General features: G+C 68.4%; 18 protein-coding genes and 3 pseudogenes. 15 read left to right on the top strand and 6 right to left on the bottom strand.

Annotation, left to right across the window (positions count from 1 at the left end; all coding sequences use genetic code 11):
* Positions 1–27 precede the first annotated feature (27 nt).
* From ACZ5IK_RS22825 to ACZ5IK_RS22850, 6 genes and pseudogenes are all read left to right on the top strand, one after another.
* Positions 28–981 carry an SDR family NAD(P)-dependent oxidoreductase gene (locus tag ACZ5IK_RS22825; protein WP_465489489.1) on the top strand — a complete coding sequence of 318 codons (954 nt, stop codon included), beginning with the start codon at positions 28–30 and terminating at the stop codon, positions 979–981.
* Positions 982–1,206: 225 nt separating this feature from the next.
* A pseudogene (locus ACZ5IK_RS22830) lies at positions 1,207–1,326 on the top strand (hypothetical protein); the annotation flags it as partial.
* Between the two features lie 40 nt (positions 1,327–1,366).
* Positions 1,367–1,597 carry a peptidase inhibitor family I36 protein gene (locus tag ACZ5IK_RS22835; protein ID WP_465489490.1) on the top strand — a complete coding sequence of 77 codons (231 nt, stop codon included), beginning with the start codon at positions 1,367–1,369 and terminating at the stop codon, positions 1,595–1,597.
* A gap of 225 nt (positions 1,598–1,822) precedes the next feature.
* Positions 1,823–4,180 (top strand): molybdopterin-dependent oxidoreductase, encoded by a 2,358-nt coding sequence (locus ACZ5IK_RS22840; RefSeq protein WP_465489491.1) that lies wholly within the window; start codon positions 1,823–1,825, stop codon positions 4,178–4,180.
* A 23-nt stretch (positions 4,181–4,203) separates the two neighbouring features.
* A complete protein-coding gene (locus ACZ5IK_RS22845; protein WP_465489492.1) occupies positions 4,204–4,755 on the top strand; it encodes an EF-hand domain-containing protein in 552 nt (183 codons plus the stop codon).
* Between the two features lie 1,009 nt (positions 4,756–5,764).
* The gene (locus tag ACZ5IK_RS22850; RefSeq protein ID WP_465489493.1) at positions 5,765–5,980 is read left to right on the top strand and encodes a hypothetical protein; all 216 of its coding nucleotides are present in this window, start codon (positions 5,765–5,767) and stop codon (positions 5,978–5,980) included.
* Between the two features lie 296 nt (positions 5,981–6,276).
* Here ACZ5IK_RS22850 and ACZ5IK_RS22855 read toward each other — a convergent pair whose 3' ends face one another.
* Together ACZ5IK_RS22855 and ACZ5IK_RS22860 are read right to left on the bottom strand one after the other, a co-directional pair.
* On the bottom strand, positions 6,277–6,549 hold the full coding sequence (locus ACZ5IK_RS22855) for a hypothetical protein (RefSeq protein WP_465489494.1): 273 nt from the start codon (positions 6,547–6,549) through the stop codon (positions 6,277–6,279).
* A gap of 993 nt (positions 6,550–7,542) precedes the next feature.
* Positions 7,543–8,433 (bottom strand): universal stress protein, encoded by an 891-nt coding sequence (locus tag ACZ5IK_RS22860; protein WP_465489495.1) that lies wholly within the window; start codon positions 8,431–8,433, stop codon positions 7,543–7,545.
* 185 nt (positions 8,434–8,618) lie between these two features.
* On the opposite strand from ACZ5IK_RS22860, the gene ACZ5IK_RS22865 reads away from it, so the two are divergent.
* Together ACZ5IK_RS22865 and ACZ5IK_RS22870 are read left to right on the top strand one after the other, a co-directional pair.
* Positions 8,619–9,227 carry a DoxX family membrane protein gene (locus tag ACZ5IK_RS22865; protein WP_465489496.1) on the top strand — a complete coding sequence of 203 codons (609 nt, stop codon included), beginning with the start codon at positions 8,619–8,621 and terminating at the stop codon, positions 9,225–9,227.
* A 122-nt stretch (positions 9,228–9,349) separates the two neighbouring features.
* On the top strand, positions 9,350–10,003 hold the full coding sequence (locus tag ACZ5IK_RS22870; protein ID WP_465489497.1) for a CBS domain-containing protein: 654 nt from the start codon (positions 9,350–9,352) through the stop codon (positions 10,001–10,003).
* On the opposite strand, the gene ACZ5IK_RS22875 is transcribed toward ACZ5IK_RS22870, so the two are convergent.
* Positions 9,945–10,328, bottom strand: coding sequence for a hypothetical protein (locus tag ACZ5IK_RS22875; protein WP_465489498.1), 384 nt, complete (start codon positions 10,326–10,328; stop codon positions 9,945–9,947). The genes ACZ5IK_RS22870 and ACZ5IK_RS22875 overlap by 59 nt on opposite strands.
* Positions 10,329–10,597: 269 nt before the next feature.
* Between ACZ5IK_RS22875 and ACZ5IK_RS22880 the strand changes: the two are divergent.
* From ACZ5IK_RS22880 to ACZ5IK_RS22890, 3 genes and pseudogenes are all read left to right on the top strand, one after another.
* A pseudogene (locus ACZ5IK_RS22880) lies at positions 10,598–10,780 on the top strand (Acg family FMN-binding oxidoreductase); the annotation flags it as partial.
* A 181-nt stretch (positions 10,781–10,961) separates the two neighbouring features.
* Positions 10,962–11,168 (top strand): hypothetical protein, encoded by a 207-nt coding sequence (locus ACZ5IK_RS22885; RefSeq protein WP_465489499.1) that lies wholly within the window; start codon positions 10,962–10,964, stop codon positions 11,166–11,168.
* On the top strand, positions 11,165–13,570 hold the full coding sequence (locus ACZ5IK_RS22890; protein WP_465489500.1) for a bifunctional acetate--CoA ligase family protein/GNAT family N-acetyltransferase: 2,406 nt from the start codon (positions 11,165–11,167) through the stop codon (positions 13,568–13,570). The genes ACZ5IK_RS22885 and ACZ5IK_RS22890 overlap by 4 nt, the downstream gene beginning before the upstream one ends.
* Positions 13,571–13,589: 19 nt before the next feature.
* Here ACZ5IK_RS22890 and ACZ5IK_RS22895 read toward each other — a convergent pair.
* Positions 13,590–13,977: pseudogene (locus ACZ5IK_RS22895) on the bottom strand (hypothetical protein); the annotation flags it as partial.
* Between the two features lie 36 nt (positions 13,978–14,013).
* On the bottom strand, positions 14,014–16,680 hold the full coding sequence (locus tag ACZ5IK_RS22900; RefSeq protein WP_465489501.1) for a cation-translocating P-type ATPase: 2,667 nt from the start codon (positions 16,678–16,680) through the stop codon (positions 14,014–14,016).
* A 347-nt stretch (positions 16,681–17,027) separates the two neighbouring features.
* Here ACZ5IK_RS22900 and ACZ5IK_RS22905 point away from each other — a divergent pair, with 347 nt between their 5' ends.
* Both ACZ5IK_RS22905 and ACZ5IK_RS22910 read left to right on the top strand, forming a co-directional pair.
* Positions 17,028–17,936: a universal stress protein gene (locus ACZ5IK_RS22905; protein WP_465489502.1), complete on the top strand. Its 909-nt coding sequence runs from the start codon at positions 17,028–17,030 to the stop codon at positions 17,934–17,936.
* Positions 17,933–20,479, top strand: a complete 2,547-nt coding sequence (locus ACZ5IK_RS22910) for a cation-translocating P-type ATPase (protein WP_465489503.1) — start codon at positions 17,933–17,935, stop codon at positions 20,477–20,479. Before ACZ5IK_RS22905 ends, ACZ5IK_RS22910 begins: the two co-directional genes overlap by 4 nt.
* Before the next feature lie 599 nt (positions 20,480–21,078).
* Here ACZ5IK_RS22910 and ACZ5IK_RS22915 read toward each other — a convergent pair.
* The gene (locus ACZ5IK_RS22915) at positions 21,079–22,098 is read right to left on the bottom strand and encodes an Acg family FMN-binding oxidoreductase (RefSeq protein WP_465489504.1); all 1,020 of its coding nucleotides are present in this window, start codon (positions 22,096–22,098) and stop codon (positions 21,079–21,081) included.
* A 181-nt stretch (positions 22,099–22,279) separates the two neighbouring features.
* On the opposite strand from ACZ5IK_RS22915, the gene ACZ5IK_RS22920 reads away from it, so the two are divergent.
* The gene (locus ACZ5IK_RS22920) at positions 22,280–22,489 is read left to right on the top strand and encodes a hypothetical protein (protein WP_465489561.1); all 210 of its coding nucleotides are present in this window, start codon (positions 22,280–22,282) and stop codon (positions 22,487–22,489) included.
* A gap of 187 nt (positions 22,490–22,676) precedes the next feature.
* Entirely contained in the window at positions 22,677–23,156 is a 480-nt protein-coding gene (locus tag ACZ5IK_RS22925; protein WP_465489505.1) for an Asp23/Gls24 family envelope stress response protein, read from the top strand.
* The last annotated feature ends 16 nt before the right edge of the window (positions 23,157–23,172 follow it).

The following is a 23,172-nucleotide window of genomic DNA, read 5'->3' on the forward strand; positions in this document are numbered from 1 at the left end:
GTCATCCGAACTGGGCAGGCTATCCATATGACAGTGTCATATGAGTTGCCCGATCTGACGGGTCGCACCATCGTCGTCACCGGGACGACCTCCGGCCTCGGTTTTGCTCTCTCCGGTGCGCTGGCGACGGCCGGTGCCCGGATCCTGATGACCGTTCGCGACGCCGAACGTGGAGCGGCGGCCGTCGACCAGGTGCGAGCCGGGATCGACGGCGCCGGGTCGGCCGAACCCGTTCTGCTCGACCTGGCAGACCTCTCCTCGGTACGGGCCGCCGCCGCGGAGATCCGGGAACGCACCGGGGACCGGATCGACGCGCTGATCAACAACGCCGCGGTGTCGCTGGGGCCGCACAGCCGGACCCGGGACGGGTTCGAGCTGCAGATCGGCACCAACCACCTCGGCCCGGCCGCGCTGACCTGGCTGCTGATGCCCGCGCTGCGGGCAGCCGGAGACCGTGGGCGCCCCGCACGGGTCGTGACGACGTCCAGCCTCGGCCACCGCACCGGAGGACTCGACCTCGCTGACCTGCATTGGGAGCGTCGGCGTTATTCTCCGACCCGCGCCTACGGGGCCTCCAAGCTCGCGAACCTCCTGTTCGCCGCGGAGCTCGATCGACGGTTGCGCGCCGCCGGCGACCCGGTGCTGTCGATCGCCGCTCACCCGGGACTGACGACGTCACAGCTGCTGACCAACGCGCTCGCCCGCGGGAGCACGTGGAGGTCCCGCCTTCTCGTGCTGCCGGACCGTTACCTCTCGCAGCCGGTCACCGCCGGTATCGCACCCCAGCTCATGGCCGCCACGGGACCGGTCGAAAGCGGCGACTATCTGGGCCCGACCGGACCGTTCGAGATCCGCGGCCCGGCCGGTCCGGCACGCCACTCGGCGGCTGCCAAGGATCGGGGGCTCGCGAACGAGCTCTGGGAGATCACGAGTACCGCCACCGGGGTCGCTCCAGATCCCGGGCCCGCAAGTGACACGTGACCGCGACGGGGAGATGCTGATCCGGGCTTGAAGTCGAGCCGGGGTGCGGGGAGCAATCATTCTCCGGGTATCTCAAAGGGTGCGGGTCATTCAGGTGAATCAGGAGAAGGATCACCGTCGGTCTCGGTGACCGCTGTTAATGTTTCACCTTATATCAGGCGGATCTGGGAAAATCGGTCACCGTGATGCGTTTTCCTGCCGTCGATACAGGGGAGGGCACCACGCATGCGCACTATCGCACTGCACAGAATCGCGGCCGTGGCATCAGCTGCGGCGATCGGCGTCTCACTGCTGGTAGCGCCGCAAGCGTCAGCGGCGACGTGTCCAGCCGGGCATTCCTGTTTTTGGTCGAACGCCAATTACGCCGGCCATAAATGGAACGACGGTGGTCGTAGTACCACCAACTTGGGGGGCAGTCCGCTACACGGGCACGAACATTCCGTTGTACGGTGGCGACGGACTGGAGACCAACGGCAGCTCGATGATCAACCGCGACGGGAATTCGTACGTCGCGGTGTACTACAACTCCGGATACCGCGGTCCCTGTGCCTTCGTGGTATCGAATGGCAACGTGCCCGACTTCAGCAGGGTGCGCTGCCGAACGGCACGCCAATGAACGACCGGATGAATTCCCATCGCTACAACGATCGCTGCGGCTGACGCCCATTCCCGGAGAACTCGAAAGGGCGTAGTCGCGATCGGCCACAAACCGCCGCGCGGCGTGCATCGGGACGGAACGCCTTCAATCTCGCTCTGGTCGGAGCTACCGTGGGGGTACGTCGCCGGGCGGGGGAGCTGTCCCCACCGGATCGAAAAACTTCAGAGCCGGAGTTGATGCATCATGGAACGTCGCTTGTCGGTTGCTACGCACTGGGGCACTTTCGTCGCTGTAGTCGATTCCGGCCGGTTGGTGCGAATCGAGCCGAAGGATGACGACCCTGCGCCATCTCCCATCGGCCCCGGTATGGTGGCGGCGGCCGAGGACAGCGCTCGTGTGCTGCGCCCGGCAGTGCGCAAGGGCTGGCTGAACGGCGAGCCGCGCGTCCCCGGCACGAACAGAGGTACGGACGCCTTCGTGGAGGTGAGCTGGGACCAGGCGATCACGCTGGTGAGCGATGAACTCCGTCGAGTTCGTTCACAGCACGGGAACAACGCGGTGTTCGGCGGATCCTACGGTTGGGCTAGTGCGGGCAGGTTCCACCACGCGCAGGGACAACTCCACCGGTTCCTGGCGTTGGGCGGGGGATACACCGATTCCCGCAACACTTACAGCACCGCGGCTTTGGAAGTCATCCTTCCCCATGTGCTCGGTGGTCATCCGTGGAGCTACCAGAGCCGGATGCCGATGTGGGACGAGATAGCCGAAAACTGTGAGCTCGTGGTGGCGTTTGGCGGGCTGGCCCTGAAGAACAGCCAAATCAACCCCGGGGGGCTGGCCAAGCACCAGACACAGAACCTGCAGCGCCAGTGCCGTGAGGCCGGGGTGCGGTTCGTGAACATCAGCCCCATTCGCAGCGATGTCGCCGACTTCCTCGACGCCGAATGGCTGCCCGTCATCCCCAACACCGACACCGCCGCGATGCTCGGCATCGCACACACGATGCTGGTCAACGGATGGCACGATGAGGACTTCCTGCGCCGGTGCTGCGTCGGGTTCGACCGCTTCGCCTCCTACCTGGTCGGCGAACTCGATGGCATTCGGAAGGATGCCTCCTGGGCGGCGAAGATTACGGGCATCGGTCACGACACGATCACCGACCTCGCTCGGCGCCTCGCCACCCGACGTTCTCTCATCATGGTGAATTACGCGGTTCAGCGGGCAGACCACGGTGAACAACCGATCTGGATGTCCGTCGTGCTGGCCGCCATGGCGGGCTCGATGGGCCGGCCTGGATGCGGCTGGGGCGCAGGTTACGCGACGATGGACGCGACGGGCGTCGTCCCAGACCGCGCCTCCGTGGCGACGATACCGGAGGTCTCCAACCCGGTTCCGGATTTCATCCCTGTCGCGAGGATCGCCGATACCCTGCTGCATCCGGGCGAGGTGATCGACTACGACGGCAGACGCCTCACCTTGCCCGAGCTCCGCCTGATCTACTGGTGCGGAGGGAACCCGTTCCACCACCACCAGGATCTCCATCGGTTGACCCGCGCTTGGCAGACCCCTGACACGGTGGTGGTTCACGAAGCCTGGTGGAACACGACGGCCAAGTTCGCGGACATCGTCCTCCCCGTCGCCACCAGCTTGGAGCGTGACGACTTCGCCGCCGGGTTTTCGGACCCGCACCTCGTCGCGATGCCGAAAGTTCGTGAGCCGGCGGGGGAGTCGCGTACCGATCACCAGATTTTCGCCGCCTTGGCCGCTCGGCTCGGATTCGAGCGGGAGTTCACGGAGTCGCGTTCGGAGAGCGAATGGGTCCGGCATCTTTATGAGCAGACGAGGGCCAAGCTCGGCGCCGATGCCGGATTGCCGGGCTTCGACGAATTCTGGCGAAGCTCCACCGCCGAACTGCCGGCGTTGACCGGACCGTTTCCGGGCAGTTTCGAGGCTCTCCGCTCGGATCCGCGAAGTTTCCCCCTGACGACGCCGTCGGGTCGGATCGAGATCTTCTCGGAGACGATCGACTCGTTCGGCTACGACGACTGCGCCGGGCATCCGAAATGGTTCGAACCGGCGGAGTGGCTTCGTGCAGGTCTGTCGGCCCGGTTCCCGCTGCACCTGATCTCGAATCAGCCCGGCTCACGCCTGCACAGTCAGTACGACAACGGTGGCCACAGCCTCGGTACGAAGATCCGTGGCCGTGAGCCGGTGACGATCAATACGTCGGACGCCGCGTCGCGCGGAATCGAGAGCGGAATGATCGTGCGCGTCCACAACGACCGAGGCAGCTGTCTCGCGGGCGCGATCCTTTCGGACGACGTCATGCCGGGCGTCATACAACTGTCCACAGGAGCGTGGTGGGATCCGGTCCAACCGGGTCTGAGCGGAACACTGGACCGCCACGGCAATCCGAACGTCCTCACCGCTGATCGACCGTGCTCGCGCCTGTCTCAAGGGCCGAGTGCTCTCAGTACGCTAGTCGACGTCGAGACATACGACGGCCCCCTTCCCGATGTGCTCGCCTTTTCACCACCAAGCCTCGCCACTCGAAAGAATGATCCGACCGCCCCCTTCGTCGCACCTCTGGACACCACGTGAAGACTTGAATACCTTGCGTGGCCATGACTGGAGTTCGGGATCTCAAGTACCGCCAATGGTTCAGGGGCGCGGACGTCGACGGCGACGGGGTGATCACCCGTCAGGACGTCCGGTTGATGGGCGAGCGCTACATCGCGGCCCGCGGTGCCGTGCCGGAGCCCGCGACCGCCCGCCGACTGACCGAGGGGCTGGACGCGTTCTGGACCGCCGTGATCGCGCCGATGGACCAGGACGGTGACGGGAAGGTCGATCTGCGGGAGATGACCGAGGGATTCCAGCGGGCGCTGGCCGATCCCACCCTGTACCCGCACCAGGTCGGGCCGGTGGCCGACTGCTATTTCGACCTGATCGACCTCGACGGCGACGGCGAGGTCGATCAAGCGGAGTTCGGGGAGATCTTCGGCCTGGCGGGCAATGTGTCCCCGAAGGACTGTGCCGCGGTCTTCGATGCGTTGGACGAGGACGGCTCAGGAAGGCTGGATCGCACCGAATTCCACCAGGCGCTCGCGGAGTTCTTCTACGGCGACGACCCGGACGCCCCCGCCGCGCACCTGTTCGGCAAGATCCCCGGCTGACCGATCGTTCCGTGTCGCCCGCGGCCCTTTGGTAGATCCAGGTGGGCCATCGTCCTTTGACGACTGAAGCCCTGCCCCTCCGAAGAGGGACAGGGCTTCAGTCCTGCGATAAGCGATGGTGCGCGATACTGGGATTGAACCAGTGACCTCTTCCGTGTCAGGGAAGATCGATCTAGCTCCTGAACAGGCATTTTCTCTGTTTTCACAGGTCTGTGGTCTCTCGTTCCCCCTTGTTGGGGCGGCGTTCGGTCTCCGGCTCGGCGTATCTGGCTGGATGGCCCCCGCTGGTCGCGTCTGCCGTAGACCTGTCGGTCCTGGCGCTGCTGATCGCGATCCGGCAGCTGTCGCTGCGTGGCGCCTCCGCCGAGGTGATCCGACCAGCGCGTCGACACTGCTGGTCTCGAGCGTCGTTACGCTGGCCCTGAACGTGGCCGAACCATTCATCGCAGGCGGGATCGGCCGTGCGCTGTTCGGATGCAGTCGGCCCGGAGTTGCGGGCGCCCGTATGGCGTTCCAGCCGGCCGATCTCAGTGGCCGGGGCAGGCGCTGATGTGCGCCCAGGATGCGGCCGTCGGGACTGAGGGCCACCCCGTACACCGCGCTCCGAGTGTGGGCGGTCAGCGCGGCGAGCTCGGCCGGGGCACGCGGGTCGGTGATGTTCCAGATCCGGGCGGTCAGTGCTCGCCGATATCGTTGTTCGACGTCGACCTGTTTGCAGGTTTCCGACATGTGCGCAGAGGACATGGGCAGCACGATTCGCCGCTCGATCGCCAGAGTGATGATGCGCTGTGCTGCGGCGCGTTCCTGTTCGTTGGGGACACGGTGGGGCTCGTGGATGGTGTTGGTGAGCGTGCTCCAGCGGTTCTGGTCGAGGTAGATCGTGGGGCGGTCGTCTAGCGGGGCGAGTTCGGCCAGTTCGGCCAGTTCGGGGAGTTCGATGACGATGTTGTCGCCGCGTTTGGCCCGAAGATGCAGCTGGTGCGAGTGCGGGTGGTAGGCGGACGAGGTGATGGCGCTGGTCGGTTCGAAAATCTCGCGGGTGCTGGATGCGGACACGACCCGGCCGTCGACGAAGACGATCTACATCGCGCCATCGCGATCGATCCGCATCACCGAAATCGTGTCGAAGAAGGACCGGCTCACAGCGGCGACCGTACAACGCGCCACCGACAACTCAGGCATTCAGAATGCCACTAGGGAAGACCCGATCGCGTGTGGTCGCTGAACTGCCGGTTTCCGTCGAGATGGTCATGCGATGCTCACCGCCTATGTTGTTTCGGCTGACGTATTTCTGCAGCCGCGGAGTCGGTTAGTCGATGCCGGTGAATCCGCTGACAGCGACGACCATGGAATCCGTGGTGTCACGTCCGGTGGCGGACGTCGCGGCAGGTGTCACGAGAGAGGTGCACGCGAATCTCGTTACCGTCAAAGGCAGAACGTTACGAAATTCGCGCCTTTCACAATATGCACTCTCGATAGCTCATGTTCAGGTCTCCCTCCTTGTCGGAACCACCCCTTTGGTCAGGGACCGTTGTCGAGTTCCTCGGCGAAGATGGTCTCGATCTTGGAGTCCGCGTGGCGCAGAAGCCGGCGAACATGGCGGATCAGCATCATGCTCCCGCCGGCGGCCACGACCGCCATCGATCCGAGGGCCGGATCGATGGGCACGAGCACGACCGCGAGCACCAGCATCGTGATCACGATCGCCCACGGGCGGGATCTGCGCGCGTGCCGGGGGCGGTAGCGGAACGCGTGGACGGCTCGAAGAACCGGGGAATAGATATGGCTGCTCATTGTGGGCGTCACCTCAAGGGAATCACTTTCAGTGGAACGCGGGCCACTACGCACCACGCTGCGTCACTTCAGAACGCTCGAATAGGTCGACCTGCAGTGTGTTTCGTTTACACATCGTCGCGACGTACACCTGATCGGCCGATCTGGTTCACTCCAACGCGCACGTGGAACGTCTCAGATGTCGATTCAGGCACAATCGCGGAGGGTTGCAAGTCCTGTGCCACAACTCGACCTTGGTTCGCTGACCTGCCGTTTTCTGTCGCGATGGTCATGCGATGCTCACTGCCTGTGTTGTTTCGGCTGGCGTTTTGATCGTGGTGCGGTTGTGTGGCTGGCTGGGTCCGCTCACTTGTTCCTCGACGGCCAAGGATGTCGAGGTCCTGGTGCTTTGCTACGAGCTGTCGGTCCTGCGCGCCAGGTCGGCCGGCTGCGGCCCTCGTGGCCGGATCGCGCGATCTTGTGGGCACTGACGCGGCTGCTGCCCCGTCAACTGCGCCGGCACCGCATCGTGACACCGGGCACGCTACTGGCATGGCACATCGCCGTCTGATCGGTTCGGTGTGTCGGTCGAGTCCAGGTCGCTGCCTGGGCAGATGAGGACCGGATCGCCTCATGACCCGAGAGTTGTATTGACCGACCGCCCGTCTGGTTGATGTGTCCAGCCTCGGTGTGTTCGCCCTCCGACGCGCACGCGCACGGTCCCTCGATAGTCGGCTTGGGGAATATTCGGATAGCCGTGGCGAACAACGGCTCGATAGATGTCTTCGGATATAGCCGAAAGGCGGTGTCGAGTGCTTCGCCCAAACACCCTTGGCGGTCGTAGTGGATATCTCCGGGTGTTCCTCGGCGTCACCGGGTAACCCGAACGTTCGGCGATAGTCATGACCGAACTTCTGCGACCACACGCCGTGGTTGCCGAAGAGTCCTTGGTCCCTCTGGATCGAGTCTCCCGATTCTTTCCACACAGGAGAAGGAGCACGAGATCCGTTCCCCTCACGGTGTAGGTGACTGGACGATCAGAAGTGGGCAGGTGGCGTGGTGGATCAGCGCCTGGCTCGTCGACCCCGTCAGCATGCCGGAGAAGCCACCGAGGCCCCGGCTCCCGACCACGAGCAGCTGGGCGCCGGCGGAGTGGTCGAGCAAGCAGCGCACTGGATGGTCCCGCGCCACGACGCGCCGCACCGCCACGTCCGGGTACTTTTCTTGCCAGCCGGCGAGCCGTTCCGCCATGAGTTCACTTTCCTTCGCCTCCATGGCATCGACATCGTTGAGCAGCTGCCTGCCGAGGGTGTGCGCGAAGCCCGCGGAGAGCGAAAGCCAACTGTGCACCGCGACCAGATCCGCTCCTCGCGACGAGGCCTCGTCGAAGGCCACCGCGATCGCGGGCTCGTTCGCCGGTGAGCCGTCCACACCGAGCACGACCGGGCCGTTTTCACGGCCGCCGCCGCGGACCACCACGATCGGGCACCGGCCTCGTGCGACCATCGCCACCACGGTGGAGCCGGTCAGCATGCCGCTGAACCCGCCCAGTCCCCGGGAGCCGAGCGCGACCAGCCGGGCGCCTGCCGACGCCTCGAGCAGCTCGGTCACCGGGCCGCCCGTCGTCAGGTCGGCGTTGATCTCCAGATCGGGATGGGCCGCCCGGATCGCGGCGTCGGCGTCGGCGAGCCACTGACGGCCCTGCGTTTCCAGTACCTCGGAGAACTCGTCCGGTGGCCGGGCACCGGTGCCGTAGGACAGCGCGGGCGGCGACACGGCATGCACGACTCGCACCGGCAGATGCCGGCGCGCGGCCTCGTCGCCCGCCCAGCGCGCGGCCTGGAGTGCCGAAGCCGATCCGTCCACGCCGACGACGATCTGCTGCCTGGTTGTGTTGTCGGCCATGAGAGGAACTCCTCGAGTGTCGCGAACTTGTGGAAACCCGAGTGTGTTCCTCCGGGAAACCTTGGCACTAGAGGATTCCACCGCGTTTCCCAGGGACCTTCCTCCCGGTGATCCGGGGACTCCGGCACCAGCGTCCAGTCCGCATGACGGCCCATGCTCTGGGCACAACCGAAAAGGAGCCCATGATGTCCGTCCAGGACCGCGGCCCGTCCCTGACCACCCCCTTCATTCCCGACCAACCGCAGCAGAGGACAGCCGGACGGCCTCAGCCGGCCTCCGCCGCTTTCGGCTCGGCACTGGCCGTCCTGCGCATCGTGATGGGCCTGACGTTCCTCTGGGCCTTCCTCGACAAGATGTTCGGGCTGGGCTACTCCACCAGCTCGGCGCAGGCCTGGATCAGCGGCGGCTCGCCGACCAAGGGATTCCTCGGCCGCGTCCAGGTCGGCCCGATGCAGTCGATGCTGCGCGACTGGGCCGGTGCCGGCTGGGCCGACTGGCTGTTCATGCTGGCTTTGCTCGGCCTCGGCGTCGCCCTCCTGCTCGGTGTGGCCTTGCGCCTGGCCGCTGCCGCGGGCACCGTCCTGCTCGCTCTCATGTGGATCGCCGAATGGCCGCTCGCTCAGTCCACTTCGGCCGGGACGGCGACATCGTCGACCAACCCGCTGATCGATTACCACCTCGTGTACCTCGTCGTGCTCATCGTGTTGGCCGCCTTCGCCGCGGGCGACACCTGGGGCCTCGGCCGCCGCTGGGCAAAGCTGGATCTCGTCCGCCGCACCCCCTGGCTCCGCTGAGCATGCCCCGTTCCATCCACAAAGGACACTGGTGTGCCGGTGAGCGACAAGGCCGGCACACCGTCACCACAGCAGACAGCAGGAGGAAGACCATGCGCACCAGCGCGACAGTAGGCGAGATCATGACTCGGGAAGTGATCACCGCGACGTCGGCCACTCCGTTCAAGGACCTGGTCGCAACGATCGTCACCAACGGCATCAGCGCGGTCCCGGTCGTGACTCCGGAGGGTGCATTGCTCGGCGTTGTGACCGAAGCGGACTTGTTGTGCCGTCAGGCGCACCAGGACGACCAGCTCGGCGCGGGCTGCCCGCACTTCGCCGGCCATCTGACGCGGGAGGACTGGCGGAAAGCGGCCGCGCAGACCGCGGCCACGCTGATGACCCCGGCGCCGCGGACCACTACCCCGGGTGCCACTCTGCCGGAGGTCGCGCGGCTGCTCACCACGAGCGGTGTCCGCAGGCTGTTCGTGCTCGACGGTGAGCAACTGGTGGGAGTCGTCGCGCGGCGAGACCTCCTGCGCACTTTCCTGCGCACTGACGAAGAGCTGCGGACCGACGTCGACAGCGTTGTCTTCGACGACACGCTGCACGCCGACAAGAACGCCGTGCTCGCGAGCGTCGAACGCGGGGTGGTCCTGCTGACCGGTCGACTCGAATACGAAGCCGACGTGGCCACCGCGGAACGCCTGGCCCTCGCCGTACCCGGCGTCGTGGGGGTCAAGAACCGGATGGACTTCGTCTGGCAGGGCCGGAGTCCGCGGCACACCGCCGGCTGACCGCGCGAGCATGGCGGAGGTTCCTCACGTGCAGGCCGACTGCCAGAACGAGCAACGGCACGTGGATCGCCGGCAGGTTCCGGGCGAACCACCGCGGCAGGAAGACGTCGGTGACCGAGCCGTGGTCAGCACCGAACGATTCGGCGACCTCGGTCAGCGGACACCGGAATCCGTTCACCGCGAAGACGAGACACTCGATGGCGACCACTCCACCGGCAAACGCGGCTCGCCGATCCGATCGCTTCGCCAACCCCGAGTACAGGACGTACGAGAAGCAGGACTCGATGGCGAACCAGGCCGTCGTGTGCACGACTTTGACCGCCACGAGCACTCCCGGGTGTCGGCCTCGCCGGGGTTCGCCGGCATCGTGCACACCACCCGGCAGAAGACGCGCTTGCATGACCGCAGTGTCGATCGGTCACGGCGCGGTCCGGTACCGCTGGAGGTCCCGGTCACCCGGGACGGACGGCCCTCTTCCCGGTTCCCCCTCCGAAGGGTGCCGAAGGTCCCGGATCGGCGGGGCCCACGGCACTCCCGTGCGGGACGAAGCCGTACCAGGCTGGGAGTGTCCACCCACCGGCTTGGAGCCGCACGATGATCCTCACCGACTTCCCGATACTCACCACCGCCTGGAGACGGCGGTGAGAGCGCCGTCGCCGCACAACACCCAACCGTGGTTCTTCGAACTGAACCCCGGTGTGGTGGAGGTGCATCTCGACGAAGACCGGGTGCTCGAAGTGCGACCCCGACGGGCGGGAGGCCAGGCTCGCCTGCGGCACTCGATCTGCCCGGTCGTCGTGATTCCGCCGCTCGCGCGGACGTCGGACCGGGTCGAGACCGCGTTGGTGATCGGCGTGGTCCTGGCTGCCCTGCCGGCCCTGCTCATCGCGGCGGCACACCGGTCCGCGAGAAGTCCGCGATACCGGCCCGCTGGACGGCCGACGGCGTAGTCAGAGACGTGCCGATCAACGTCGAGAACGGTGCGCTCGATGCTCGGCAGGTGTCGCGACGCCGCGTGGACCCGCGAGTGGCGGGTGTCGGACGAGTGGACCACGGCCTGAAGAACGGGCCCCTGACAAGGAGGAAACCGATGCGTGCGTCGGAAATCATGACCAGCCCCGCGGTGGCCACGAGCCTCGGCGTCGAGCTCGGTTTCGCGACGTGACGTCGGCGAGAACCGTGCTGCTGACCGACGGTGCCATGATCACCGTCCGCCCGCTGCGCGCCACGGACCTCGACGCCGTCGCCACTCTGCACCACCGGTTGACCGAACGCGACCGCTATTTCCGGTTCTTCACCCTCAACCCCGCGAATCTGGACACGCTGGCCGGGACCATGGTCGAGGGAGCCGGGTTGGGTGCCTTTCGCGGTGACGACCTGGTCGGGGTGGCGCACTATCACCTGCTGCCGGAGAAGGGCAGCGCTGAGGTCGCGCTCGCCATCGACGGGACCGCGCAGGCTCACGGCGTCGGCACGCTTCTGCTGGAGCACCTGGTATCGCTGGCTCTGACACAGGGAGTCCACCGGTTCGTCGCCGTGATCCTCGCCGAGAACAGCCGGATGGCACGGGTCTTCTCCGACCTTGGCCTGCCTTGCACGATCAGCAGCGATGGGCCGGAACGGGACGTCGAACTCACTCTAGGAGGCCTGGACGAGTACGTGAAGCGACGCGAGGAGCGAGAACGGGTCGCCGACGTGGCCAGCCTGCGTGCGGTGCTGACTCCGGCCTCGGTGGCGGTCGTCGGTGCCGGACGCCGGGCCGACTCGGTGGGACGGGCCATCTTGCGCAACCTTGTCGACGCCGGTTACGACGGCGAACTGCACGTCGTGAACCCGAACGCCACAGAGATCCTCGGCGTGCCGAGCGTGCCCACCGTGTCGGACATCGCCCGAGCGGTCGAACTCGCGGTCGTCTGCGTACCCGCGGAGGCGGTCCTGGACGTCGTCGAGGAGTGCGGGAGCCGGGGGGTGCGCGCGATCGTGCTCGTCACGGCGGGGCTGACCGGCACCCCGGCGGGGGAGCGCGTCCGTGAAGCCGTGCGCCGCCACGGGATCCGGCTCGTCGGTCCCAACTGCTTCGGGGTGGCCAACACCTCACCGGTGGCACGGCTCGACACCACGTTCGCCCGCGGCGTCGCTCCACGCGGCCGTATCGGCGTCGTGACGCAGTCCGGTGGCTTCGGCATCGCGTTGCTGGAGTCGCTCGGCGCTCTCGGCCTCGGTGTGTCCACAGTGGTCTCGACCGGCGACAAGTACGACGTCAGCGGAAACGACCTGCTGCGCTGGTGGCGCCAGGACACCGAGACCGACATCGCCGTTCTGTACCTCGAATCGTTCGGCAATCCCAGGAAGTTCAGCAGACTGGCGCGTGCCCTGGCGAGGGAGAAACCCGTGGTCGCCATCCGCGGAGCGGACACCGCGGCCGCGCAGCGGGCTGCCGCGGCGCACACGTCGTCGACCGCCGTCCCGGCCGCGACGAAGCTCGCGCTGTTCGACCAGGCCGGGGTCCTCGTCGCCGACAGCGTCACCGAGGTCATCGGGCTGCTGGCCGCCTTGTCCTGGCAGCCCCTGCCCGCCGGAGACCGGGTCGCGGTGGTGAGCAACGCCGGCGGTGCCGCCGTTCTCGGTGCGCAAGCGTGCAGCGCCCACGGCCTGCTCATGCCCGAACTGGGTCCGGACACGATCGCCGCGCTGCGCGGTCTCCTGCCCGGGCACGCGAGCATCGGCAACCCGCTCGACACCAGCGCCGCCGTCACCCCGGACACCTTCGCCGCGTGTGTGGCGGCGGTGCTCGCCGACGACGTGGTAGACCTGGTGATCGCGGCCGGTGTCCCGACAGGGGTCGGCGATCCGCTCACCGCGGTGGCCATGACACCCGGTCAGGAGAAACCACTGTTCATGGTGCGGCTCGGCCAGCTGGAGTCGGTCACCGAGCACCACGGCGTCCCGAGCTACGGAGACGTTGAGGAAGCCGCCTGGGTCGCGGCGAAGCTGGCCGCCCGTGCCCGCTGGCTCAGCGCCGGTGAGGGTGTCGTGCCGGAACTGGCCGGTATCGACCTGAGCGCCGCGACACTGCTCGTCGATGACTACTGTGACGGGCACCCCGACGGCGGTTGGATGTCCACTGAGGACAGCAGGGATCTCTTGCGGTGCTTCGGTATCGGCTTCGCGAAACGCGGGGACGGAGATCGTGAACTGATCGTGCGCGCCCAGGCGGACGACGTCTTCGGGACCATGGTCGTGCTGGGTCTGGGCGGGGTGGACGAAGCCCTCCTCGACGACCGCGTGACCGCGCTCGGCCCGTTGACCTCGGCCGCCGCCGACACCCTGATCGACGGCCTGCGCAGCAGTGAGAGCCTCTTCAGCGCGAACGGGCCGCTGGACAGGGACGCCGTTCGCGACATCCTGCTGCGCGTGGGCCGTCTCGCCGATCTGCTGCCCGATGTCGCCGACGTCGATCTCGACCCGGTGCTGGCGTCTGCGGAAGGGGCCGCGGCCGGAGGTGCCCGGATCCTGGTCCGGAGACGACGACGGCCGGACCCCTACCTCAGGGCGCTGCGAGGCTGAAACCGCGTGTCGCGAGAGGTCAGCGAAGCCAGGGGTTGCGCTCCACCAAGGACATTCGGGACCAGTTTTCTCCGAAACCCCAGCGGTTCCCCGCGGCATTGGCCGCGAGCGCGATCAGCACGATCGCGTAGATGACGTGGTAGTCGATGATCGGGTTGGTCGACATCGTCGGCTCGCCCACGGTGGTCGTCCGGTCCAGGGGCCACTCGGCGACCCACATGAACAGCATCATGACGGCACCGGCCGCGGCGGAGACCCGCAGCCCGATTCCGAGCGTCACGGCCACGCCGATACTCGGCAATCCCAGCATGAACAGCCAGTCCGCCCAGCCCGCGCCCGCCCGCCTTGTCCGCGAACGCCCACAGGAACAGCAGGCCGGCGGTGATCCGCAGGACGGCGAGGCTCCTCTCGTGGTGAAGGGTGTGGTCGGATGCGCGCGTCTGTTACTGCGTGGAGTCGTGCTCTCGGGCCGAAAGGGACCGCCGGTGCGCGCGCCATCGTTTGTCCAGCTCGACCAGGACCCAGCAGACACTGGCGACGCCGGCGATGGCCACCCACTCGGACCAGCCGATCGGGGCGGTCTTGAACAGGGAATTCATCCAGGGGGCGTAGGTGAAGGCCATCTGCAGCGCGATGGTGACGGCGATGCCGAGAGGCAGCCACAGGTTCTGGCGCATCCCCGCGAAGACCCGGGGACGCTCGGGAGAGCGGCAGTTGAACAGGTAGGCGATCTGCGCGGCGACGAAGAGGTTCACCGCGACCGTGCGGGCCTGCTCCACCGGGACTCCGGCGGCGAGGCGCCAGCTGAAGACGGCGAACGTCCCGCCCAGCAGCAGGGCGGACACGAGCAGGATCCGACTCACCAGCGCGGTGGTGAGCAGCGGCAGGGCGGGTGGCAGCGGTGGCCGCGTCATGATCTTCGGTTCACGTGGCTCGAAGGCCAGGGTGAGGCCCAGCGCGACGGCGGTGGTCATGTTGATCCACAGGATCTGCACCGGCAGGATCGGCAGCGTCGTGCCCACCAGCGTCGCGGCGAGGATGACCAGGCCTTCGGCCAGGTTGGTCGGCAGCGTCCAGGCGATGAACTTGCGCAGGTTGTCGAAGACCGACCGGCCTTCTTCGACCGCGGCGGCGATGGAGGCGAAATCGTCGTCGGCCAGCACCATGTCGGCGGCCTGCCGGGCGACCTCGGTTCCGCCCCGGCCCATCGCGACACCGATGTCGGCGCGGCGCAGCGCGGGCGCGTCGTTGACGCCGTCGCCGGTCATGGCCACGACATGCCCTTGGTCTTGCAGCGCGCCGACGAGGGCGAGTTTCTGTTCGGGGGAGACCCGGGCGAACACCGAGGTCTGCTCGGCTACCTCCCGCAGCCGTTCCGGGGCGAGGTCGCGCAGGTCACGGCCGGTGACGGCGGCCGGATCCAGTCCGAACGAGGTCGCGACCGCGCTCGCGGTGGCGGGGTGGTCGCCGGTGATCATCTTGACCCGCACGCCCGCGGCCCGGCAGTCGGTCACCGCCGCGATCGCCGCCGGACGTGGCGGGTCGTGCATGCCCTGCACACCGAGAAGCGCGACCCGGCCCGCGAACAGGGCCTCGGTCAGCTCGCAGTCGCCGGCGGGGAGATCGACCGAGCCGGTGGCGAGTACCCGCAGGCCGTCCCAGGCCAGCCGGTCCGCCGCGTCGAGCAGCTCCTGCGCCGCGTGCGGGTCGGCGGCGAAACCCGCGAGTCGTTCGACGGAGCCCTTCAGGTAGACCGTGCGGGTTCCGTCGGCGTGCTCGTGCAGGGTGGCCATGTACCGGCGGTCCGAGCTGAACGGGATGGTGTCTTCCCGCGGTGGGACATCGCGGGCTGTCAAGCCGGCTTTGCCCGCGCTGACGGCGAGGGCGGCCTCGGTGGGGTCGCCGACCGGTGACCATCGGCCGTCACTGAGTTCGACACGTGCGTCGTTGCAGGCCAGGCCCGCGAGCAGGCACGCGCGCAGCGCGGTGTCGTCCGGGAGCGGGTCACCGTCGGGGCCGTACCCGGTGCCGGTGACGGCGAACCGCCGGCCGCCCGCGACGACCGTGGTGACGGTCATGGCGTTCGCGGTGAGGGTGCCGGTTTTGTCGGTGCAGATCACCGTGGTGCTGCCCAGGGTCTCCACGGCGGGCAGGTGACGGATGACCGCCTGACGGCGGGCCATCCGGGCGACGCCGATCGCGAGGGTCACCGTCACCGCGGCGGGCAGTCCCTCGGGGATCGCGCCGACGGCGAGCGCGACGGCGGCGGTCACCACGTCGGTGAACGGTTGCCCGCGCAAGGTTCCGACCAGCGCACCGACCGCGGCGAGGGCGAGGATCACCACGGTGAGGATGCCGCTGAACCTGGCGAGCTTGCGGGTCAGCGGAGTGTCGACCGGGCGGGTGGTGGAGACCAGATGGTGCACGCGGCCGATCTCGGTCGCGGAGGCGGTGGCGACGACCAGACCGCGACCGCCCCCAGAGGTCACGAGCGTGCCCGCGTGGGCCATGTTGGTCCGGTCGGCCGGTTCGGTGTCCACCGGCAGGTCTCGTGTGTCTTTCGCGGCGGGTTGCGATTCGCCGGTGAGAGCGGACTCGTCGACCCGCAACTCGCGAGTGGACAGCAGCCGCAGGTCGGCGGGAACCTGGTCGCCCTCGTCGAGCAGCACGAGATCGCCGCGCACGAGGTCGGCCGAGGCGATCCTGGTGGCCACTCCGTCGCGGACCGCGGTCGCCTCGGTCCGCCCCGCCGCGGCCAGCGCGTCCAGGGCCCGCTCGGCGCGGCCCTCCTGGAGGAAACCGATCACGGCGTTCACCACGACGACGCCGAGGATCACGCTCGCGTCGACGACCGTGCCGAGCAGGCCGGTCGCGGCGGCGGACGCGAGCAGGATGTAGATCAGCGGGTGGTTGAACTGGCCGGCGACCCTGACGAGCACCCCTCGGCCTTCTGGCGACGGCAGTTCGTTGGGACCGTCACCGGCCAGCCGGGCCAGCGCGTCGGACAGGGACAGGCCGCGGTCGGGATCTGTCCCGGTGGCGGCGAGATTCTCGTCCACGGCCAGGACGTGAGAGGCGGTCATCGTGGTCCAGTGGAGCGTGCGCCGCACGGCGGCCAGGTGACAGTGCCGAGCTGAGCCTGGCTGGTGGAACCGGGCATCGTTCCGCTCCCATCGCTCGTCGTCGAGTCGAAGCTAGGCGCGCGGAACGGGTGCCGTCCGGTGCCATTGGTCCCGGATGAGCGGGACCTCGGCGGTACCGATCGTCACTATCGGAGGGCGCGCGCAAGGAGTGGACTCGGACGATGGTCGGAGCAGTCCGACGCGTTCCGGAAGAAGGCGAGGGATGCGGCAACCTCAGTCCACGCCGCGGCGTCGACGAGGTGCTCGGACGCGGCTTCTGACGGAAACGGGCCCGGATCGGACAACCGAGAATCGAAGATGGAAACGGGGACGTCATGCCGGAACAGCCGGGCAGGACCGTGATCGTCGGGATCGACGGGTCGGAGTCCGCGCTGCGGGCGGTGCGCTGGGCTGCCCGCGAAGCACGCCACCGCCGTGCCGGACTGCGCCTGGTCCACGGGATCGACGAGGAAGTGCTCAGGTACCCCCGTCCGCTGCCCACCCACGGCGAACTGACCGGGAAAGCGCGGTCGCGCGGGCATCGCCTGCTGCGCCGCGCCCGCGACGTCGCGCGGGAAGCCGAGCCCTCGGTCGACGTCGTCGCCGTCGTGCGGAACGAGGGCCCCGCGCCCGCACTGCTCGCCACGTCGGAAGACGCGGCGTTGCTGGTGCTGGGTACCGGGGAGATCAGTCTGCTCGGCCGGGCACTGGTCGGCTCGGTATCGATCGCCGTGACCACACACGCCCCGTGTCCCGTCGCGGTGGTCCGCCCGCACGTCGCCGACGACGACGTTCCGGCGCAAGGCCCGGTCGTCGTGGGTGTGGACGGTTCCCCGGCGAGCGACACCGCGCTCGCGCTCGCCTTCGAGGAGGCGTCCTGGCGCGGCGCGCCACTGACCGCCCTGCACTGCTGGGACAACGCCTTCCTGCCGGTCCTGTTCGCCGAGGCGAAGTGGACCCTCGACACCGGCGGCATCGCGGAGCGGGAGACGGAAGTCCTGGCCGAACGGCTGGCCGGCTGGCAGGAGAAGTACCCGGACGTACGGGTGGAGCGGGTGGTCCGCCACGGCCGGGCGGCCGAGGAGCTCCTCGGGTACGCCGACCGCGCTCAACTACTGATCGTCGGCAGCCGTGGCCGGGGCGGGGTCGCCGGCCTGCTGCTCGGCTCCACCAGCCTGCGGGTCCTGTCCGGCGCCCTCTGCCCGGTGATCGTCGCCCGCCCGTGCAACGGCGGGAACCGGTGACCAGCGCGGGTGTCGTCCGCGATCCGGCGGGTCTCACCGACGCGGAGGCGGCGGCCGCGCTGCGGCGGGACGGACCGAACGTCCTGCCCGCGCCGAAGCGAAAGCATCCGGCGCTCGTGCTGGCCGGTCAGTTCGTCCACTTCTTCGCGATCATGCTGTGGGTGGCCGCCGCGCTCGCGCTGATCGCCGGGATGCCCGCGCTCGCCATCGCGATCGCGGTGGTGGTCCTGCTCAACGGGGCGTTCTCGTTCGCGCAGGAATACCGCGCGGACCGGGCCGCCGAACGGCTGCGCGATCTGCTGCCGGTGCGGGCGACGGTGCGCCGCGGGGGACGTGCGGAGGTCATCGGGGCGGTGGACCTGGTCGTCGGCGACGTCGTCCTGCTCGAAGCAGGGGACCGGGTGTGCGCCGACGGACGGCTGGTCGAGGCCGGACGGCTGTCGGTGGACGAATCCATGCTGACCGGCGAAAGCCGCCCCGTGCGGCTGGAGCCGGACGGAACGGTCCACGCCGGAACCTACGTCACCGAAGGCCACGCCGCCGCCGTGGTGACCGCCACCGGCGCCCGCTCACGGCTGGCCGGGATCTCCGCGGTGACCGCGGACGCCGTCCGGCCCCAGAGCCCGCTGACCACGCAGCTGCACCGGGTGGTCCGGCTGATCGCCGTGATCGCCGTCGTCGCCGGGTGTGTCTTCTTCGTCGCCGCGCTCGGACTCGGCCGCACCGGAACGGAAAGCCTCCTCTTCGCGATCGGGGTGACGGTCGCGCTCGTCCCCGAAGGGCTCCTGCCGACGGTCACCCTGTCCCTTGCCCGCGCGGCGCAGAAAATGGCCGGCCGCAACGCTTTGGTGCGTCGCCTCGAAGCCGTCGAAACCCTCGGTGCCACCACCTTCATCTGCACCGACAAGACCGGAACCCTGACCAGGAACGAAATGTCGGTCGTGCGGGTGTGGACACCCGCCGGGACGGTGCAGGTCACCGGCGAGGGATATCAGCCCACCGGTGACCTGCACGGAACACCGGAAGCACTGGCCGCCACGACCACGCTCGCCGATTCGGCGGCGAGGTGCTCACCGGACGCGCACGCGACCGAACAGGCGGGTCACTGGAAACCGGTCGGCGACCCGATGGAAGTCGCCCTGCACGTCCTGGCCGCCCGCTCGCGGGTTCAGGCCCCGCCGTCTCCGATCGAACGGCATCCGTTCGACCCGCATCGGCGGCGTTCTTCCGTACTGGACCAGGACGGACTGCACGTGTCCGGCGCGCCGGACAGCATTCTGCCGCTGTGTGTGAACCTCCCCGACGGCGCGGAAGACGCCGTCACCGCGATGAGCGACCAGGGCCTGCGGGTCCTCGCCATCGCCCACCGCCATACCGTGTCCACAGAGGACGGTGAAAGCGAGCTGGATCTACTCGGCCTGGTCGGTCTCCAAGACCCGCCGAGACCCGACGTCAGCGCCGCGATCGCCTCGTGCCGGCGAGCCGGGATCCGGCTGGCGATGATCACCGGCGATCACCCCGGCACAGCGGCTGCCATCGCGGCCGAAGTCGGCCTGCTGGGCGACAGAAAACTTGTCGTGGAAGGAAAAGACCTGCCCGCCGACGACGGCGAGCTGGGCGAACTGCTCGACGTCGACGGCGTGGTCGTGGCCAGGGTCGCCCCGGAAGAGAAACTGCGCATCGCCAAGGTGCTGCAGCAGCGAGGCCACGTCGTCGCGATGACCGGCGACGGGGTCAACGACGGTCCCGCCCTGCGCACCGCGGACATCGGCATCGCGATGGGAGCTTCCGGCAGCGACGTCGCCCGCGAGGCCGCGGACCTCGTCCTGCTCGACGACCATTTCAGCACCATCGTCTCGGCGATCGAACTCGGACGGGCCACCTTCGTCAACATCCGCCGGTTCCTCACCTACCACCTCACCGACAACGTCGCCGAGCTGACACCGTTCGTGGTGTGGGCGCTCGCCGGCGGGCAGATCCCGCTCGCCATCACGGTGCTGCAGGTGCTGGCCCTCGACATCGGCACCGATCTCCTGCCCGCCGTCGCACTCGGCGCGGAGCCGCCGAACAAGCGCACCATGAACGGCCCGCCGCGTGGCGGTTCACTGATCGACGCCCGCCTGGCCCGCCGCGCCTTCGGTGTGCTCGGGCCCGCCGAGGCCGTGATGTCGATGGCCGCGTTCCTGATCGTGCTGCTCGCCGGCGGATGGTGGTTCGGCGATGCGCCCGACCCCGGTCTGCTGGCCGTGGCCTCGGGGACCGCGTTCGCGGCGATCGTGCTCGGCCAGCTGGCCAACGCCTTCGCCTGCCGCAGCGAGTCCCGCTGGGTCGGCCGGGTCGGCGTACGCGGGAACCCGCTGCTCATGTACGCCATCGTCTTCGAACTCGGGATGCTGGCCGTGTTCCTGCTCCTACCGCCCCTGCCCGGGCTTCTCGGCGGCGCCATCCCCAGCCCGCTCGGCTGGGTGCTGGCCTTCGCCACCGTGCCGGTGGTCCTGCTCGCGGACACCCTGCACAAGGCATTCCGGGCGCGGACCCGCTAAACGGGCCCGGGTATGACGGGCTGGTCGTGAGTGGAGCTGAAGGGACCTTCACCACGAGGCGACCGGTTTTAACAACATCTGGCCGGTCCCATCGTGTTCTGCCTGCCCGAGCGGTGCCGGTAACTCAAATGTCGTCGTCCGTATCCGGAATGGAGTCCGATGATGACGTGCTGGCCCCCAATGTCCGCCCTGGATCCCGATTCGCTCGATGGCGCCGAGTGCACGGGGAGGGCAGTACTTGACGCGCTGCATCGCGGCCTTCCATGACCGGGCAGTGACACTCTTCACGCACAGAACGAGTGTGCGCAGACCCCGCAACCTTCCCGCGAGCGGCGGACAGTGAAATCCGCGATCGAGCCCATGTTCGATCGCGGATGCGAGGCACCCAGGGGTGCAAACACCGACGCGCCCCGCTACCTCGCGTGCCTGCAGTTCGCCCGGACCGGTGAGCAGCCCGGTCCTCGCTGGCTAACGTTTGACCCGGTGCAGGGGCGCCCGCCAGTCCGGCGTGGCCGGACTACGACTCGCAGAGCGCCAGAGAGGTGCACCTCCGGGATAGGAAACGAGGCCTTCACGGACTCTCGGAGTGCCGGAATCCATCAGTGGCTTCGGTAGCGCAGCGGGCCGGCCACGGGCTCACCCAGCGGACGGAGCACCTCGCGCCGGTCCCGGCGAGGCGTCGCAGGAAGGGGATCGGCATTGACCGGCGCCCAGCCGGTCCGCAGGACCATCTGTGGGCACGTGCCGCCGGTGACCATCTCCTGAACCTGCCGCCGGGTGCCCGCGAGCTCCAGCGGCTCCGTGAGCGTCGCGGTCGCGAGCCCGAGACTCGTCGCGGTGAGCAGGACGACACTGGTCGCCTCCCCAGCACGCAGCCAGGACATCACGTCGTCCGAAGCCGTGCTCAGCACGAGCAGGACGGTCTCCGTGTCCTCTGCCGACACTCCAGGGGCCTGCTCGAGGCCGGGATCGGCGAACGCGCGCGGCGACACCGCGCCGGGGGTGTCGTCCGGTGCGGGCGCGTTCGCCGCGGGGACTCCGTCGGGAGCGAAATGCCGTCCGCTCCAGGCGGCCAGTTCGGTGCGGTAGGCCGGATCCGCGGCGTGCGTGGCGGCCGCCTCCTCGATCGCGACGACCAGCCGGTGGCGGGCCGCGTTCGCCGCGGGCCGCAGGATCGCGCCCTCGTCGGCGGCGCGTGTCGCCAGCAGCTCCAGATGCCCCTTCGGTACCGGCCAGGAACTGTGGCGCCGCCGGTCGGTGCGGCGGCGCGGGATGGCCGCCGCGAGCGCGATGTCGTCCTGCGTCGGCTCGTGCCGGTGCAGTTCCACGGCGGCGAGGTGGTCCGGCTCGCCGGGGTCGGGCAGCCGGTGCACCTCGGCTCGCCAGCCGAGCGCGGCGAATCCCACCCGGAGGTGGTGCAGGGTCGCGCCGCAGCTGAGCATCAGGTCTCGTCCGTCGGGGTCGGTTTCCGGCAGCTGTCGCGTGCGATCGGCGTAGAGGTGCAGTGTCCGGTCACCGCACCGCCACTGCCAGGGCTGGGAATTGTGCACCGAAGGCGCTCGGATAGCGAGAGCCACCGCGCTGTCGACGGTGAAGTCGTCGGGAAGGCCACGATCCATCAGGAGTACCTGCCAATGCGGTAGGGAACCGGTGTTTCCCATCGTGGTCGGGCGCGCGGACGTCGAGGAGGGTCGGAGGGCCCGGCTGACAGGGCCCTTCGTTTCTGGCCCTGCGGAGGGAAGAGCTGGATCGTCGAGATGTCAACTTCATAGTGAGGAGGCGTCGTGAATCAGGCAGTTCGTGTCGAAGCCACGCTCGATCACGGTCTGTCCCGCGGGCTGTGGCTGGTCAAGTGGTTGCTGGCCGTCCCGCATTACCTCGTGCTCGCGTTCTTGTGGTTCGCGTTCGTTCCTGGTCGACGGGGACAAACAGGAGACGATTCTTCGCGACGGCGAACTGGCGCGGGGCTGGGGCGCGGTGCTCGGCAAGGGATTCGCGCGGCTGAAGTAGGCATGACCGAGTTTGCCACCAGCCTCGGCAGGGAAGCCGAAGGTGGCAGGGGCACTAACACACTGTGTCCCAATGAAATCCTGCGATGTTTCCTCACGCGATCGCGACGTTTCGGCGTGAGAGCGTCTCTTGGCTGTGCAGGCAAGCGGGAACTTCCCGTGAACGCCTGAATCCACAAGGAGTCACCATGACGAACGCCGTCAGCACCACCACCGTGAAGTCACCGGCCTACTCGAATCCGGCTGCCGCGGTGACCGAGGTCAGCGCGCTGACCTCGCCGCAAGGCGCCACCACGATCACCGATGTCGTCGTGCAGAAGATCGCGGGGCTGGCCACTCACGAGGTGTCCGGCGTCTACGCCCTCGGCGGTGGCGCGGCCCGGGCGTTCAACGCGTTGCGTGAGCGGATCCCGGGTGCGACCGCCTCGGCGGGGCAGGGTGTCGCCGTCGAGGTCGGCGAGCGCCAGGCCGCCATCGATTTGCAGATCGTCGTCGAGTACGGCGTGTCCATCGCCGATCTGGCTCGCTCGGTGCGGCGCAACGTGATCGGCGCGGTCGAGAAGATGACCGGGCTCGAGGTCGTCGAGGTGAACATCAACGTCTCCGACGTCCACATCCCCGGCGAGGACGAGAACGAGACCACTGTGGACACCGGCCGGGTTCTGTGAATCGCCACTAGCGTCG

The organism is Amycolatopsis sp. NPDC031561, assembly GCF_055580625.1.